At 74.6% G+C, this 13,744-nt stretch carries 11 protein-coding genes; 3 read left to right on the top strand and 8 right to left on the bottom strand.

Translation table 11 applies throughout. From position 1 onward, the window contains the following. Positions 1-3 precede the first annotated feature (3 nt). Positions 4-1,980, top strand: coding sequence for a biotin carboxylase N-terminal domain-containing protein (locus tag ACN27C_RS09890; RefSeq protein WP_422750983.1), 1,977 nt, complete (start codon positions 4-6; stop codon positions 1,978-1,980). After that, positions 1,977-3,140: an acyl-CoA dehydrogenase family protein gene (locus tag ACN27C_RS09885; RefSeq protein ID WP_121685116.1), complete on the top strand. Its 1,164-nt coding sequence runs from the start codon at positions 1,977-1,979 to the stop codon at positions 3,138-3,140. The genes ACN27C_RS09890 and ACN27C_RS09885 overlap by 4 nt, the downstream gene beginning before the upstream one ends. A 102-nt stretch (positions 3,141-3,242) precedes the next feature. Here ACN27C_RS09885 and ACN27C_RS09880 read toward each other — a convergent pair whose 3' ends face one another. Next, on the bottom strand, positions 3,243-5,021 hold the full coding sequence (locus tag ACN27C_RS09880) for an alpha/beta hydrolase (RefSeq protein ID WP_422750982.1): 1,779 nt from the start codon (positions 5,019-5,021) through the stop codon (positions 3,243-3,245). A 235-nt stretch (positions 5,022-5,256) separates the two neighbouring features. Here ACN27C_RS09880 and ACN27C_RS09875 point away from each other — a divergent pair, with 235 nt between their 5' ends. Next, a complete protein-coding gene (locus tag ACN27C_RS09875; protein ID WP_422750981.1) occupies positions 5,257-5,721 on the top strand; it encodes a hypothetical protein in 465 nt (154 codons plus the stop codon). On the opposite strand, the gene ACN27C_RS09870 is transcribed toward ACN27C_RS09875, so the two are convergent. The 7 genes from ACN27C_RS09870 to ACN27C_RS09840 all read right to left on the bottom strand — a co-directional run bounded on the left by ACN27C_RS09870 (position 5,708) and on the right by ACN27C_RS09840 (position 13,441). Beyond that, positions 5,708-7,183, bottom strand: coding sequence for a serine/threonine-protein kinase (locus ACN27C_RS09870; RefSeq protein WP_422750980.1), 1,476 nt, complete (start codon positions 7,181-7,183; stop codon positions 5,708-5,710). The two genes, ACN27C_RS09875 and ACN27C_RS09870, sit on opposite strands and share 14 nt — an antisense overlap. Positions 7,184-7,213: 30 nt before the next feature. Then, on the bottom strand, positions 7,214-7,672 hold the full coding sequence (locus ACN27C_RS09865; protein ID WP_358173919.1) for a hypothetical protein: 459 nt from the start codon (positions 7,670-7,672) through the stop codon (positions 7,214-7,216). Between the two features lie 136 nt (positions 7,673-7,808). Beyond that, positions 7,809-11,390, bottom strand: a complete 3,582-nt coding sequence (locus ACN27C_RS09860) for an adenylate/guanylate cyclase domain-containing protein (RefSeq protein WP_422750979.1) — start codon at positions 11,388-11,390, stop codon at positions 7,809-7,811. Beyond that, entirely contained in the window at positions 11,387-12,187 is an 801-nt protein-coding gene (locus ACN27C_RS09855) for an MBL fold metallo-hydrolase (RefSeq protein ID WP_421499130.1), read from the bottom strand. Before ACN27C_RS09855 ends, ACN27C_RS09860 begins: the two co-directional genes overlap by 4 nt. A gap of 128 nt (positions 12,188-12,315) precedes the next feature. Then, a complete protein-coding gene (locus ACN27C_RS09850; RefSeq protein WP_120572751.1) occupies positions 12,316-12,777 on the bottom strand; it encodes a RidA family protein in 462 nt (153 codons plus the stop codon). A 5-nt stretch (positions 12,778-12,782) separates the two neighbouring features. Continuing rightward, entirely contained in the window at positions 12,783-12,938 is a 156-nt protein-coding gene (locus ACN27C_RS09845) for a DUF4177 domain-containing protein (protein WP_013289021.1), read from the bottom strand. 62 nt (positions 12,939-13,000) lie between these two features. Next, positions 13,001-13,441: a hypothetical protein gene (locus ACN27C_RS09840; RefSeq protein WP_422750978.1), complete on the bottom strand. Its 441-nt coding sequence runs from the start codon at positions 13,439-13,441 to the stop codon at positions 13,001-13,003. Positions 13,442-13,744 lie beyond the last annotated feature (303 nt).

The following is a 13,744-nucleotide window of genomic DNA, read 5'->3' as shown; positions in this document are numbered from 1 at the left end:
AAATTGATTACGAAGCTTCTGGTCGCCAACCGGGGCGAGATCGCCCGCCGGGTCTTCGCCACCTGCCGCGCCCTCGGTGTGGCCACCGTCGCCGTGCACTCCGACGCGGACGCCGACGCGCCGTTCGTCGCCGACGCCGACCAGGCCGTACGGCTACCAGGTAACACGCCGGCCGAGACGTACCTGCGCATCGACGCCGTCCTGGACGCGGCCCGGCGCTCCGGCGCGGACGCCGTCCACCCCGGCTACGGGTTCCTGGCCGAGAACGCCGAGTTCGCGGCGGCGGTGACCGACGCCGGCCTGACCTGGGTCGGGCCGTCGGCCAAGGCCATCGCCGCAATGGGCGACAAGATGGCCGCCAAGGCGCTGCTCGCCGACGCGGGCGTGCCGATGCTGCCCACCTGGACCGACCCGGCCGAGGTCACCGCCTTCCCGGTGCTGGTCAAGGCATCGGCGGGCGGCGGTGGCCGGGGCATGCGGATCGTCCACGACGCCGCCGGGCTGGCCGAGGCCGTCGCGGGCGCGCGCCGCGAGGCGGCTGCGGCGTTCGGCGACGGCACCGTCTTCATCGAGCGGTACGTGGAACGCGGCCGCCACGTCGAGGTGCAGATCTTCGGCGACACCCACGGCACCGTCGTGGCCCTCGGGGTACGCGACTGCTCGATCCAGCGCCGCCACCAGAAGATCGTCGAGGAGGCGCCCGGTGTGCTGCCCGACGACGTGCGCGCGGCGCTGCACGAGGCGGCGGTGGCGGCCGGGCGGGCCGTCGACTACGTCGGCGCGGGAACCGTGGAGTTCCTGCTCGCGCCGGACGGGCAGGTGCACTTCCTGGAGATGAACACCCGCCTCCAGGTGGAACATCCGGTCACCGAGCTGACCACCGGGCTGGACCTGGTCCGGCTGCAACTGCTCGTCGCCGAGGGCGAGCCGCTGCCGGTCACCGCCACGCCGCCCGCCGACGGTCACGCCATCGAGGTACGGCTGTGCGCCGAGGACCCGGCTCAGGGTTTCCGCCCGGCCACCGGCACGCTGCACCGGTTCGCGATTCCCGGGGTGGCCGCCGAGTTCGGTCCGGCCCGTGGGCTGCGCCTGGACTCCGGTGTGGTGGACGGCTCGGCGGTGAGCGTGCACTACGACTCGATGCTGGCGAAGCTGGTCGCCTGGGCGCCCACCCGCACCGAGGCGGCCCGCGCGCTCGCAGGTGCGCTCGCCCGCGCCGAACTGCACGGCGTGGCGACCAACCGGGATCTGCTGGTCCGCGTGCTGCGCAGCCCGGAGTTCGCGGCCGTGGACGTGGACACCGGCTTCCTGGACCGGCACCCGGAGGTGTTCGAGCCGCTGCTGCCGGCCGAGCAGCTTCCGGTGGCGGCACTGGCGGCGGCGCTGTCGGGGGCCGCCGCGCGCCGGGCCGCCGCACCGGTACTGGCCGGGTTGCCGTCGGGCTGGCGCAACGTGCCCGCCTTCCCGCAGGTCACCCGGTTCACCGGGCCGGGCGACGAGGAGATCGAGGTCCGGTACCGGCTCGACCGCACCGGCGGGCTCGCCGAATGGTCGGTGTCCCCGTCCGACGCCACGCCGGCCGTGACGGTCGTGGACACCGCCCCGGACCGGGTGCTGCTCGACGTGGACGGGGTGCGGCGGGCTTTCCGCGTACACCGGGTGGGGTCGTCGGTCTTCGTGGACGGCCCGGACGGGGCGGCGAGCCTCACCGAGCTGCCCCGCCTCCCACTGCCCACCGCGGAGCTGGCGGCCGGGTCGCTGCTCGCGCCGCTGCCCGGCGCGGTGACCCGGGTGCACGTGGAGGTCGGCCAGCGGGTCGCCGCCGGTGACCTGCTGCTGACGCTGGAAGCGATGAAGCTCGAACATCCCGTGCTCGCCCCCGCCGACGGCGTGGTGACCGAGCTGCCGGTGCCGGCCGGCGGCCAGGTCGAGACGGGTGCCGTACTTGCCGTGGTGGACCCCGAGGAGGACCCGCAGTGAACTTCGACCTGACCCCCGAGCAGGACCAGCTCCGCGACGCCGTACGGGCGTTGGGCCGCAAGTACGGCCACTCCTACTTCGTCGAGAAGGCCAAGTCCGGTGAGCACACCACCGAGCTGTGGCACGAGGCCGGCCGGCTGGGCTACCTGGGCGTGAACATCCCCACCGAGTACGGCGGCGGGGGCGGCGGCATCACCGAGCTGGCGCTGGTGTGCGAGGAACTGGCCGCGACGGGCTGCCCGCTGCTGCTGCTCGTGGTCTCCCCCGCCATCGCCGCCACGATCATCAACAAGCACGGCACCGAGGAGCAGCGCAAGAAGCACCTCCCCGGCCTCGCCGACGGCTCCCAGAAGATCGTCTTCGCGATCACCGAGCCGGACGCCGGATCGAACTTCCACCGCCTCGCCACTGTGGCCCGGCGCGACGGCGACGACTGGCTGCTCAGCGGCCGGAAGATCTACATCTCCGGGGTGGACGAGGCCGGCCACGTGCTCGTGGTCGCCCGCACCGAGGACGCGTCCACCGGGAAGCTGAAGCCGGCGTTGTTCATCGTGCCGACCGACGCGCCCGGCCTGGAGAAATCCAAGCTGGACATGGAGATCCTGTCGCCGGAGAACCAGTTCCTGCTGTTCCTCGACGACGTCCGGCTCCCCGCCGACGCGCTCGTCGGCGAGTCGCTCGACGCCGGGTTGCCCGCGCTGTTCGCCGGGCTCAACCCGGAGCGCATCACCGTGGCCGCGATGGGTGCCGGCACCGGCCGGTACGCGATCGAGAAGGCAAGCGACTACACGTCCACCCGCAAGGTGTGGGGCGGGCGCTCGATCGGCTCGCACCAGGGTGTGGCGCACCCGCTGGCGCACGCGGCAGTGCAGGTCGAGCTGGCCCGTCTGATGATCCACAAGGCGGCGACGCTCTACGACGCGGGCCGCGACCTGGAAGCCGGCATCTCCGGCAACATGGCCAAGTACGCGGCGGGCGAGGCCGCCGCGCTCGCCGTCGACACCGCCGTCCAGGCGCTCGGCGGGGCCGGCATGACCACCGAGTACGGCGTGGCCACGCTGCTCGGCGCGGTACGCGCGGGCCGGATCGCCCCGGTCAGCCGGGAGATGATCCTCAACTTCGTCGCCCAGCACGTCCTCGGCCAGGACAAGTCCTACTGACCCGCGGTTTCCACCCGGGCGGCTAACGCCCGCCTCGCCCGAGCGCGGGGTGGGCCCGGGGTACGGCGGATGCCCGATCACCCGCCGTACCCCGGGGGTCCGTCAGCGGACGGTCAGCGTGCCGACCGCCGGGCGCGGCGTCGCCACCGGCGGCAGCCGCTTCGGCTCGCCCCGGCCGGGCTCGCCCGCCCGGGCCAGCGCGCTCTTCGACGCGTCCGCCCGGCTTGCCGCCGCGTCCTCCTGGAACGGCTGCGCGTCACCGACGCAGAGCGTGCCCTTGGCCGGCAGCTTGCCGGTCAGCAGGTACGCGTCGATCCGGCCGGTCGCGCACGCCGAGGTGCCGTACGCGGTGTGACCCCAGCTGTCGCTGCTCAGCAGGCGGCTGTTCGGCAGCAGCTTCGCCGAGCTGACCGCGCCCTGGTAGTTGGTCGCCGGGTCCCAGTAGTTGCCGACCACGAGCACCGGGGCTGCGGTGACCCGGTTGAACGGCCCGGTCCAGGCGTCCTCGTCCCGCACCGTCCAGGTGTTGCGGGCACAGGGCGCGGTGCCCCAGGCCCACGCCCGCCCGAAGTAGGGCGCCCGCTTGTCCTCCTTCGCCGACAGCGCCGGCCAGGCGTCGGCGCTCTTCGGGTGGTACGCGTCGGTGCAGTCGACGGTCAGGAACGTCTCCAGCCCGTTGTCGTACGGGAAGTCGTACCCGCGCTGCTGGCGCGCCTGCGCGGCGCGGGCGGCGAGCGCCTTCCGGGCCGACGCGGTGGCGGCCCTGCCGGCGGCGGGGTCGGTCGCGGCCAGAAGCTGCACGGTGATGTCGACGACCGACTGCCAGCCGTACGGGTCGTAGAGCGCGCTGAGCGTGGCGCCGACGAAGTCGGCGTAGCTGACCGTGAAGGAGCCGAAGTCCGGGTCCTCGATCACCACCGGCTTCTTGCGCAGCCGCTTGGCCACCGTGTCGTACGCGGCGAGCGGATCGCCGGTGGCGGCCAGCGCGCACTGCTCGGCGCCGGTCCTGCCGCACCGGGTCAGGATCTCCCGCAGTGCCCGGTACGCCCCGTCGGCGCTGCGCAGCCGCGTCTCCTGGAGCTGGTTGCGGGCACTGCCCTGGCCGACCCAGGCGTTCGGGTCGAGCACACCGTCGACGACGAGCGCGCGGAAGCGGTCCGGGAACATGTTGGCGTAGTACTGGCCCAGCGCGGTGCCGTAGCTGAACCCGAGGTAGCTGAGCAACTTGTCGCCGACGGCCCGGCGCAGCACGTCCATGTCGCGGGCCACCTCGGCGGTGGACGCCGCGCCGGTCAGCGGCTTGCCGGTGGTGGAGCACGCCTTCCCGACCGCCTTCGACGCGGCGACGTACGCCTTCTCCTCCGCCCTGGTCCACGGGAACGCGACGTTCAGCCCGGCGTACGCCCGGGTCTGGTCCTTCACCGAGCGGAAGCACTTGATGTTCTCGCTGGCCTCGACGCCGCGCGGGTCGACGCCGACGATGTCGAAGCGGTCGAGCAGGTCGTCGCCGAGGAAGTAGGGCGCGGCGAGCGCGATGCTCGTGCCGGAGCCACCTGGGCCACCCGGGTTGAGGAACAGGCTGCCGACCTTGCGCTGCTGGTCGCGGGCCTTGACCCGCAGCAACGCGACCTCGGTGGTGGCGCCCTTCGGGTTGTCGTAGTCCAGCGGCAGCCGGACCGTGGCGCACTCGGCGTAGTCGTAGCAGGCGTACCAGTCGAGCTTCGGCGTCGGCACGCGGTCCACCCGGCGCGCCTCGGCGGCGCTGGTGCGGTCGTGCGCGGGTGGTTGCGGAGTCGCCGCCGCGGCGGGCGCGACGGCCGGTCCGGCGAGGAGGACGCCGGCGATCCCGGTTGCGGCCAGGGATCGGATTGAACGGGGCATGGAGCTGCCTTCCGTCGGGGAACGAATCCGTCGAGGAGACCTCGACCCCCGTCACTTTAGGGATCGACGCCCACGTTGGTGGCCCCCAAACCTGGATCGATACGGCAAACAACCAGATGATGTAACGATTTTTTCTCGATCGTCGCTACCTGCGACTCCGAAGTGGAGCCTGGGTGACGGGAAGCCGTCTCATCCCGCCGGTTGACAGGTGGACGCGCTGGGCCATGCTTGTCGGGTGAGATCGTTCCCGAAGCCCGATGCGCGGGCGAAGGCCGTCGTCGCGTCCATGGCGACGGTGACGGCGGTGGTGACCCTCGCCGTGTGGCGTCCGCCCGGCATCCTGTCGGTCGTGCTGGCCCTGGTCTGCGTCCTGCTCGCCATGATCACGGGAGTGACGATCACCGCCGCGCGCCAGCCCGGCGGCACCGGCGGGCCCGCCCCGCAGGCCGAGAACTGGCCGGTCCCCCACCAGGGGTACGGAGTGGACGCCGACACGCTGGAGGCCATCGATCCGCGCGCGGTGCGGAACCTGCGCACCCCGGCGGGCCAGCCGATCGACGCGGACACGCTGGAGACGCTGGACCCGCGGGTGGTACGCGGCATGCGGGCGCCGACGGCGGTGGACGCCGACACGCTGGAGACGCTCGACCCGCGGTCGGTGCGGCAGAGCCGGACCGTGAACGGCCTCAGCGACCGGTGAGCGTGGGGCCGGCGAGCGCGTTGACGCCCCGGCCGGCCAGACAGCGGTAGGTGCGGTCCGCCGCGGCCTCCGGCGGCAGCACCTCCAGGTTCCACCCGCTCGCCGACTTGCCGCCGCTGACCAGCCGGAACGTGGCGGCGTTGCACACCTTGCCGACAACCGGGTCGGCCGCGACCGTCTCGTGCCGGGCCCCGGCGAGACCAGCCGGCAGGTCACCGGCGGCGTAGGTCTCCCAGGTGTGCTGGCCGTCGCACGGCACCCGGCTCGCCTCGGCCCGATCACGGCGCAGCCGTACCGGACCGAAGCACTCCAGCTCCGTCGCGCAGCGTGCCCCCGCGGGCAGCCGCACGTCGGCGGACGCGCAGCCGGGCACCGGCGCGGCACCGGCCACGCCGCTGGGCGCCGGCGTCGGCGCGACGGGCGGCGCGTGGCCGCCCGCGACCCAGCCGCCGCCGGCCGAGGCGGCCAGCGCCAGCACCCCGGCGCCGCCGAGGAACCAGCGCTTGGGCCAGCGCCGGGCGCGCGAGGCCACCGTCGGGTGGTCGTCGTCGGCCGGCGGTCGCGGATTCGGCCCGCCGGTGCGGTGGAACCGGTCGCCGGTGGCGCCGTCGTACAGACCGCCGGTCGCCGGGGCGCCGTCCAGCGGCAGCGAGGCGAGCAGGCCACGCAGCTCGACCGCGGAGGGCCGCGCGCCCGGGTCGTTCGACATGCCCAACCGGAGTACGTCGATCAGCTCGCCGGGCACGCCGGGCAGGCCCGGGATCGGCTGCTGGAACATCTCCAGCACGGTGACCAGGCTCGGGTTGCGTTCGGAGTGCCAGCGCGGCGGACGGCCGTGCATCACCGCATAGAGCGTGGCGCACAGCGAGTAGACGTCGACGGCGGGCGTGGGCGGGCTGTGGTTGAACGTCTCCGGTGGCGCGTACGCCGGGGTGAGCGCCTCCAGCATCACCGAGGAGTCGCGGAACTCGGCGAGCACCGCCAAGCCGAAGTCGGCCAGGACGGCCGAGTTGAACTCGGAGTGCAGGATGTTCGCCGGCTTGACGTCGCGGTGCAGGACGCCCGCCGCGTGCGAGTGGGCCAGCGCGTCGGCGATCTTCACGCCGAGGTCGCGGGTCTCCGCCGGGCCCAGCGGCGAGGTGCGCATCCGTTCGGCGTACGAGCCGTCGCACAGCTCCATGATGAGGTAGGGGTGCTGGTCGACTGTGACACCCACGTCGAACAGGTCCACCACGTGCGGGTGCGACGACATCCGCCCGGCGGCACGGGCCTCGCGCAGGAAGCGGGCCTGGTCGCGCTCGCTGTCCAGTGTGCGGTTCTCGATCTTGACCGCGACCTCGCGGCCCACGGAGATCTGCGTGGCCCGGTAGATGGTGGCGTAGCCGCCCCGGGCGAACACCTGCAGATCGGTCAGACCGGGCACGATGGGCAGCCGCAGGGCGCCGGGCGGGGTCTCGGTCACGGCTCGAAAATACCCAACGATCCGGACCCGTCAGCGCGCCGCGTCGGTGGCCGGCGCCGGCTCCGGCGCGGACACGGCAGTGGCGGGAGCCGCCCGGCGGGCGTCCCACCACAGGCCGGCCGCCGTGGCGAGCGCGCCCAGGCCCTCCCACGCGGCGACCGCGAAGAAGCGGTCCGGCGCCACGTCGGAGAGCACCGCGATGGTGAACACGGTGAAGGTGACCAGGCGGAACCACACGGTGAACCGGTAGAACGGCCGCCACTCGGTGGCGACGGCGAGCAGGTAGTAGACCCCCATGTTGAACGAGGCCATCGAGGACGCGGTGAGGAACGTGCCGGTGTAGTCGCCCGGAGCGCGCTCGGCCGGCACCTCGAAGCCGAGCAGGCGTAGCTGCGTCTCCGGCCAGATCAGACCGAGCGCACCGAGCAGCAGCGCGAGGAGCCCGAAGACCGCGATCGTCCAGCCGGCGACCGAGCGCGGCAGCCTCATCGTTCCTCCCCAGCATGGTCTGCCGGTGACGCAGGCGCGCGCACCGGGAGGCGACAGCCGATCCACGGCTGTCGCCGCCCCACGCTAACCGGCCCCACCGACGAGCACATCCCCGGAACCGTCAGAACAAGGACGATCAGCCGCCGGAGAGGCGGACCCGCAACGCGTCCGCGACCATCCGCTCACTGCGCTGCTCGGTGGCGTACGCGAGGCGTACCGCCTCCTCCGCGTTCGTCAGCGCCTCGGCCCGGCGACCGCAGGCGTCGAGCGCCTCGGCCAGCACCAGCAGCGCCACCACCTGGCTGCGCACGTCCTCGGCCGGAGCGGTGATCGACCGCTGCGCCCAGTCGAGCGCCTGCTCGCGCTGGCCGTGGGCGAGCAGCGCGGCGGCGTACCGGGCCATCGTCTGCCGCCGCGAGAACAGCAGCGAGGGCGCGTTCGCCGCGCCGGTGGCCACCGGGGCGAGCAGCCCCACCGCGGTGCCCGGATCACCCGCCGCGAGGCGGGCCATGGCGAGCAGCACCCGCGGCGCGACCTGGGCCGGCGCCTGCGGGTTGTGCGGCTCCACCCGGGTCAGCACCGACCGCGCCTCCCGCTCGGCGGTCTCGTGGTCGCCCATGTCCAGCGCCACGAAGCCGCGCAGCGTCCCGGCCATGCCGGTGAGCAGCGGGTGGGTGGTGCGGTCGGCGTACTCCAGCGCGTCGGTGAACAGGTCGGCCGCGTGTTCCGGCTCGCCCAGCCCGCGCGCCACCACCCCGCGCACCACCAGCGCGAAGCCCTGCCCCCAGTCGTCGCCCACCTCGGCGAAGTCCCGGTACGCGCGCCGCGCCGCCCGGTCCGCCTCGGCCAGGTCGCCCAGTTCGGCGGTGGCGTACGCCTCGACCGCGCGCAGCGTCCCCACCGCCCACGCCTCGCCGACCCGCTCCCCGAACGGCAGGAACACCCGGGCCATCCGGCACGCCTCCCGCAGCCGTCCGGCCAGCAGCCGGGCGAACGCGGTGGTGCCGCGCAGCCAGGCCCGCCCGTACGGGTCCTTCAGCTCGGCGAAGAGCCGGGCGGCCCGGCCGAGCACCGCGTCGGTGCCGGCGAAGTCGCCCCGGGTGGTGGTCACCCAGGCCAGGTTCTGCAACGACCAGGCCTGCCCGCGGGGATCCCGTGCGGCGAGGCTGACCTGGTAGGACGCGGCCAGCCGGCTGCTCGCCTGTCCGAGCCGGCCGGCGATGAAGTCGGCCATGCCGAGCCGCCGCATCGCCGAGGCCCGCAGGGTGGGCAGGTCGGCGTCGGTGGCCACCTGCAACGCCTCCTGCCAGTTGCACTCGGCCCGCCCGGCGTCGCCGAGGGTCTGCTGGGCCTGACCGGCGAGCAGCAGCGCGGCGGTACGGGTGGCCGGGTCGCCGGTGTTCGCGGCGATCTTCTCGGCGAACGCGAGCGCGTCGGCCGGGCGGCCGACCTGGAGCAGCGCCCGGGCGTGCACCACCCGGTCGGCCGGTGGCACCCCGTCGCGGGCCAGTTCGGCCGCGCGCTCGGCGTACTCGACCGCGAGCGCCGGCTCCCCCGAGCGCAGCGACCGGCGGGCGGCCCGGCCCAGCGCGGCCACGCCCAGCGGGGTGACCGCCCGGGCCGGCGCGTCCGGGCGCAGCTTGACCGCGTCGGCGAGCGCTGTGGCCCGCTCGACGTGCTCCGCGACGAAGTCGTCCCGGGCGGACTCGGTGAACGCGCCGCCCGGTGCGGCGCCGGTCTCGTCGACGCTCTCCGGCGCGGCCCAGCGGGCCAGCGCCGCGTGCCGCTCGGCCAGCTCGGCCTTGCTCACCCCGGCGTACGCGGCCTCCCGCATCAGCGGGGTGGCGAAGGCGAACCCGCTGCGGGTCCGGTGCAGCATGCGCCGTTGCAGCAGTTCCTCAACGGCCCGGTCCAGCTCGACGGCGGCCACCGCGGCGGGCCGCCCGTCCCGTCCGACCCGCTGCTCCCGAAGCGCCTCCAGCGCGCCCGCCGGTACGGTGTCGCCCACCACAGCGGCGTCGCGCAGCGCCGAGCGGGCGTTGGGCGGCAGCGCGTCGATACGCGCCGCGAGCACCGCGGCCAGGTCCCGGGAGAGCAGCCGGCTGCCCAGCGAGCCGGGGGCGAGCCGCCAGCCGACGTCGGCGCCCCGGCCCGGGCCGGCGGTGAGCGCTCCGCGCTCCATCAGCAGCGTGACCAGCTCGGCCAGGTAGAACGGGTTGCCCTGCGCGGTGGCGAGCAGCCGGTCCGCGTCGGCCTGGGGCATGCGGCCGCCGGACAGGTAGCTGGTGAGCAGCCGGGACGCGTCCGCGCCGCGCAGCGGCGGCAGCGCGTGCACCTCGGCGTCCGCGACGCGGGTCAGCGCACCGGCGGTGCGTACCAGCTCGGGACGGCCGAGCAGCATCACCAGCACCGGCCCGCTGAGCCGGTTGAGGGTCAGCGCCAGCGCCTTGAGCGTCTCGGCGGTCGCGTCGTGCAGGTCGTCCACCACGATCACCAGCGGCGCCTCCACGGCGAGCGCGCTGAGCAGGTCCGCGACAGCCGTCGGCACCGCCTCGTCGTCCGGCGGCGGCCCGGCCGCGTTCCACTCGCCGTTCTCCGTGGCGGGCGGGAGTTCGGCGTACCCGAGCAGGGCCAGGAGCTGGTCCACGGCGATCGGCGGCGGGTCGCCGGGCAGCCGGGACAGGCGCTGGCCGAGGCGGCGCAGCCGCTCCTCGACGGCGGGCCGGGTGACGGCGGTGGCCGCGTCGCCGGGCAGGCCGACGGCAGCCCGGACCAGGTCGGCCAGCGGCGCCAGCCGGCGACGCTCGCCGAACGCCGCGCACCGCACCGAGAGCACCCGGGCGCCGGTGTGCGCCGCGTACCGCCCGGCGCCGACGTCGTAGCCGGCCGCGAGGCGTTCCACCTCGGCCGCGAACCGGGACTTGCCGATCCCCGCCTCGGCGGTCATCAGCAGCACCCGGGGCTCACCCCGGTCGATCACCTCGGCGAGTCGGCCGGCCACCCGGCCGATCTCGGTCTCCCGGCCCACGAACGGCGCCTCGTCGCCCAGGCCGGACCGGGTGCCGGGCGCGTCGAGCAGGCCCAGCAGCTCGTACGCCTCGACCGGCTCCCGCTTGCCCTTGAGCCGCAGCGGGCGCAGGGCACGCCAGGAGGCGACGTGCCGGGTCGCGGCGGAGGTGCGCGCCCCGGCGTAGACCGCGCCGACCGCTGCGGCGTCGGCCAGCCGGGCGGCGGTGTTCACCGTGTCGCCGATGACCGTGTACTCGATCGCCGCCTGGATGCCGGCGATCACGTCGCCGGTGTTGAGGCCGACGCGCAGGCCCAGCGGCGCGCCACCGCCGCGCTCGTCGTCGAGCACCCGCCGCACCGCGCGCTGCATGGACAGCGCCGCGCGGACGGCCCGCTCGGCGTCGTCCTCGTGCGCGACCGGCGCGCCGAAGACCGCCATGATCCCGTCGCCGGTGAGCTTGTCGACGTGCCCGCCGAACGTCTTGACCGCGCCCGCGAGGGCGGCGAGCACCCGGTCGGTGACCGCGCCGACCCGTTCCGGGTCCAGGTCCTCCGACCAGGAGGTGAAGTCCGACAGGTCGCCGAAGAGCACGGTCACCACGCGGCGCTCGGCGGCGGGCAGCGTGGCGGCAGCCGGCAGCGCCGCCCCGCAGTTGTGGCAGAACCGCGCCCCGGGCACGGCTACGGTTCCGCACACCGGGCAGGTCACGGCTGCTCCACCCCGAGGTGTTCGAGCTGGGCCCGGACCGACCACTCGGCGGCCCACCACAGCGACCTGTCGACGTCGGCGTAGACCACGGCGACCACCTCGGCGGCGGTGGTGGCGCCCGCGGCGACGGCGGCGCGCACCTGGTCCAGCCGGGCCCGCCGGTGGGCCAGGTAGAAGTCGGCCGCCACACCGCAGTCGGCCAGCGCCGGGCCGTGGCCCGGCAGCGCCGGGATCCCCCGGTACGCGGAGAGCAGTTCCAGGCTCGACAGGTAGTCGCCGAGGTGCCCGTCCGGGTGGGCGACCACTGTGGTGCCCCGGCCGAGGATGGTGTCACCGGTCAGCACGACGCGCTCGCCGTCGTGCGCGGCGACGAGGCAGACCGAGTCGGCGGTGTGCCCGGGGGTGGGCAGTAGCCGGATCTCCAGGCCGAACCCGCCGAAGTCCTCGCCCGGCTCGGTCAGCGGCTCACCGCCGATGGTGTGCGCCGGGTCGGCGGCGAGCACGTGCACGCCGCCGAGCAGCTCGCTGAGCCGGGGCGCGCCCTCGGTGTGGTCCGCGTGTCCGTGCGTGATCAGCACGAGCCCGACCGGCCCGTGCGCCGCGATGGCGGCCAGGTGCCCCTCGTCGGCCGGCCCCGGGTCGACCACGACGGCGGGCGCGTCCGGCCCGGCTCGCAGCACCCACGTGTTCGTCCCGTCGAGCGTCATCGGCCCCGGGTTCGGCGCACGCAGCAACGTCACCCACCCCGGCAGCCCGTCCGCAAGCGCCCCCGCCGCACCGGCCATACGCCCACCCATGGGTGCGATCGTACGACTCCGCCCGCCACTCCCCGCGATCTTGCAGTTCCGGCCCGAGCTTTGTCCCCGTGTGGGGCTTCTGCCGGGGCCACAACCGCAAGATCGCGGGCTTCAGTGGCGGGCGAGGGTCACGCGACCTCGACGATGACCTCAACCTCTACCGGGGCGTCCAGGGGAAGCTCCGCCACGCCTACGGCGCTGCGGGCGTGGCGGCCGGCCTCGCCGAACACGGCGCCGAACAGGTCGGAGGCGCCGTTGATCACGCCGGGCTGGCCGGTGAAGCCGGGTGCGCTGGCCACGAAGCCGGTCAGCTTCACGACCTTGACCACGTTCTCCAGCCCGACCAGCGCGTCGATCGCGGCGAGCGCGTTCAGCGCGCACCGCTCCGCCAGGTCCTTCGCCTGCTCGGCCGAGACGCCGTTGCCGACCTTCCCGGTGGCGAGCAGCTTGCCCTCGGCCATCGGGAGCTGGCCGGACACGTAGACGTGCTGCCCGGACTGGACGGCCGGCACGTAGCTGGCCACCGGCGGCACCACCTCGGGCAGCGCGAGGCCGAGCTCGGCGAGCTTCGCGTGAGGTCCGTTGCTCATGGAGGTCAGCCCTTCGGACGCTTCAGGTACGCGACGAGCTGCTCCGGGTTCGGGCCGGGGACCACGGAGACCAGTTCCCAGCCGTCCTCGCCCCAGTTGTCGAGGATCTGCTTGGTCGCGTGGACCAGCAGCGGCACCGTGGCGTATTCCCACTTCTGCATCGGAGGAGGGCTCCCTTGCCTGACTTGGACTTCGGTCAGGCACAGCCTACGGTCCGCCGCGGTCACCAGGACGCGGGACGCGGCTCCGGCGCCGGCGGCGGCTCGCCGCACGGGCCCTCGTGCTCGAAGCGCTGCGGGCACCGGCTGCGGTCGGGCAGCAGCAGGTCGCAGAAGACCCGGTGCCTGTTGTTCTGGTCGTCGGCGGTGGAGACGGTGGTCTCGCCCGCGTCCAGCTCCACCAGGAAGCCCAGCGAGGTGGCCACCGTGCCGGCGAGCGCGGTGGCCGCCGCCAGGTCGGGCACCCGGACCTGGAGGTGGATGACGTAGCCGGGCTCGTCCTCGTCCCGCCCCTTCCCGCCGGAACGGGGAAGCGTCCGGATCCCGTCGGCTGCCGAGCCGTAGGAGCGCTCGTTGAACGGCGCGGCCGGCCCCTCGGCATCGCCCGGCCGTCCGGCCCGGTCACCCGGGAACTGACCTCGGGGACTGTTCTCCGCTTCGCGCATCCTTCGCCTCCGGGCGTCGTACCTGTTCAACCAACACCGCCATCCGGCTCGGAGCCGTCCCCGGCCCGGCTCTCCGCGTCGGGGACGAACGTAGATCCTGCGACAAGTCCCGGCAACGGGACGCGCACGCCTCGTCACCTCCAGTCACATTTGCGACACAAGGCTGGTCGGGAACGCGGTAGCCGACTCCGTCCGGCGGGGCGCGTACGCGGGGCTGGCAAGCGCCCCGCCGACCGATACCCTTCCGGACTGGACGCGCGCCGACGCGCGCCCGCACACCTCGACCCGTGCCCGTCGCCTGGG

It is taken from the genome of Micromonospora sp. WMMD1219, assembly GCF_049315215.1.
Lineage (GTDB): Bacteria > Actinomycetota > Actinomycetes > Mycobacteriales > Micromonosporaceae > Micromonospora > Micromonospora tulbaghiae.
The sequence above is the reverse complement of the archived record's forward strand: the minus strand, read 5'-3'. Positions and strand labels throughout refer to the sequence as shown.

Excerpts from the sequence above, each read along its gene's own strand:
- ACN27C_RS09845 (WP_013289021.1), bottom strand. The coding sequence starts at position 12,938 with ATGCAGAAGTGGGAATACGCCACGGTGCCGCTGCTGGTCCACGCGACC.
- ACN27C_RS09855 (WP_421499130.1), bottom strand. The coding sequence starts at position 12,187 with ATGGGTGGGCGTATGGCCGGTGCGGCGGGGGCGCTTGCGGACGGGCTG.
- ACN27C_RS09880 (WP_422750982.1), bottom strand. The coding sequence starts at position 5,021 with ATGCCCCGTTCAATCCGATCCCTGGCCGCAACCGGGATCGCCGGCGTC.
- ACN27C_RS09865 (WP_358173919.1), bottom strand. The coding sequence starts at position 7,672 with ATGAGGCTGCCGCGCTCGGTCGCCGGCTGGACGATCGCGGTCTTCGGG.
- ACN27C_RS09850 (WP_120572751.1), bottom strand. The coding sequence starts at position 12,777 with ATGAGCAACGGACCTCACGCGAAGCTCGCCGAGCTCGGCCTCGCGCTG.
- ACN27C_RS09840 (WP_422750978.1), bottom strand. The coding sequence starts at position 13,441 with ATGCGCGAAGCGGAGAACAGTCCCCGAGGTCAGTTCCCGGGTGACCGG.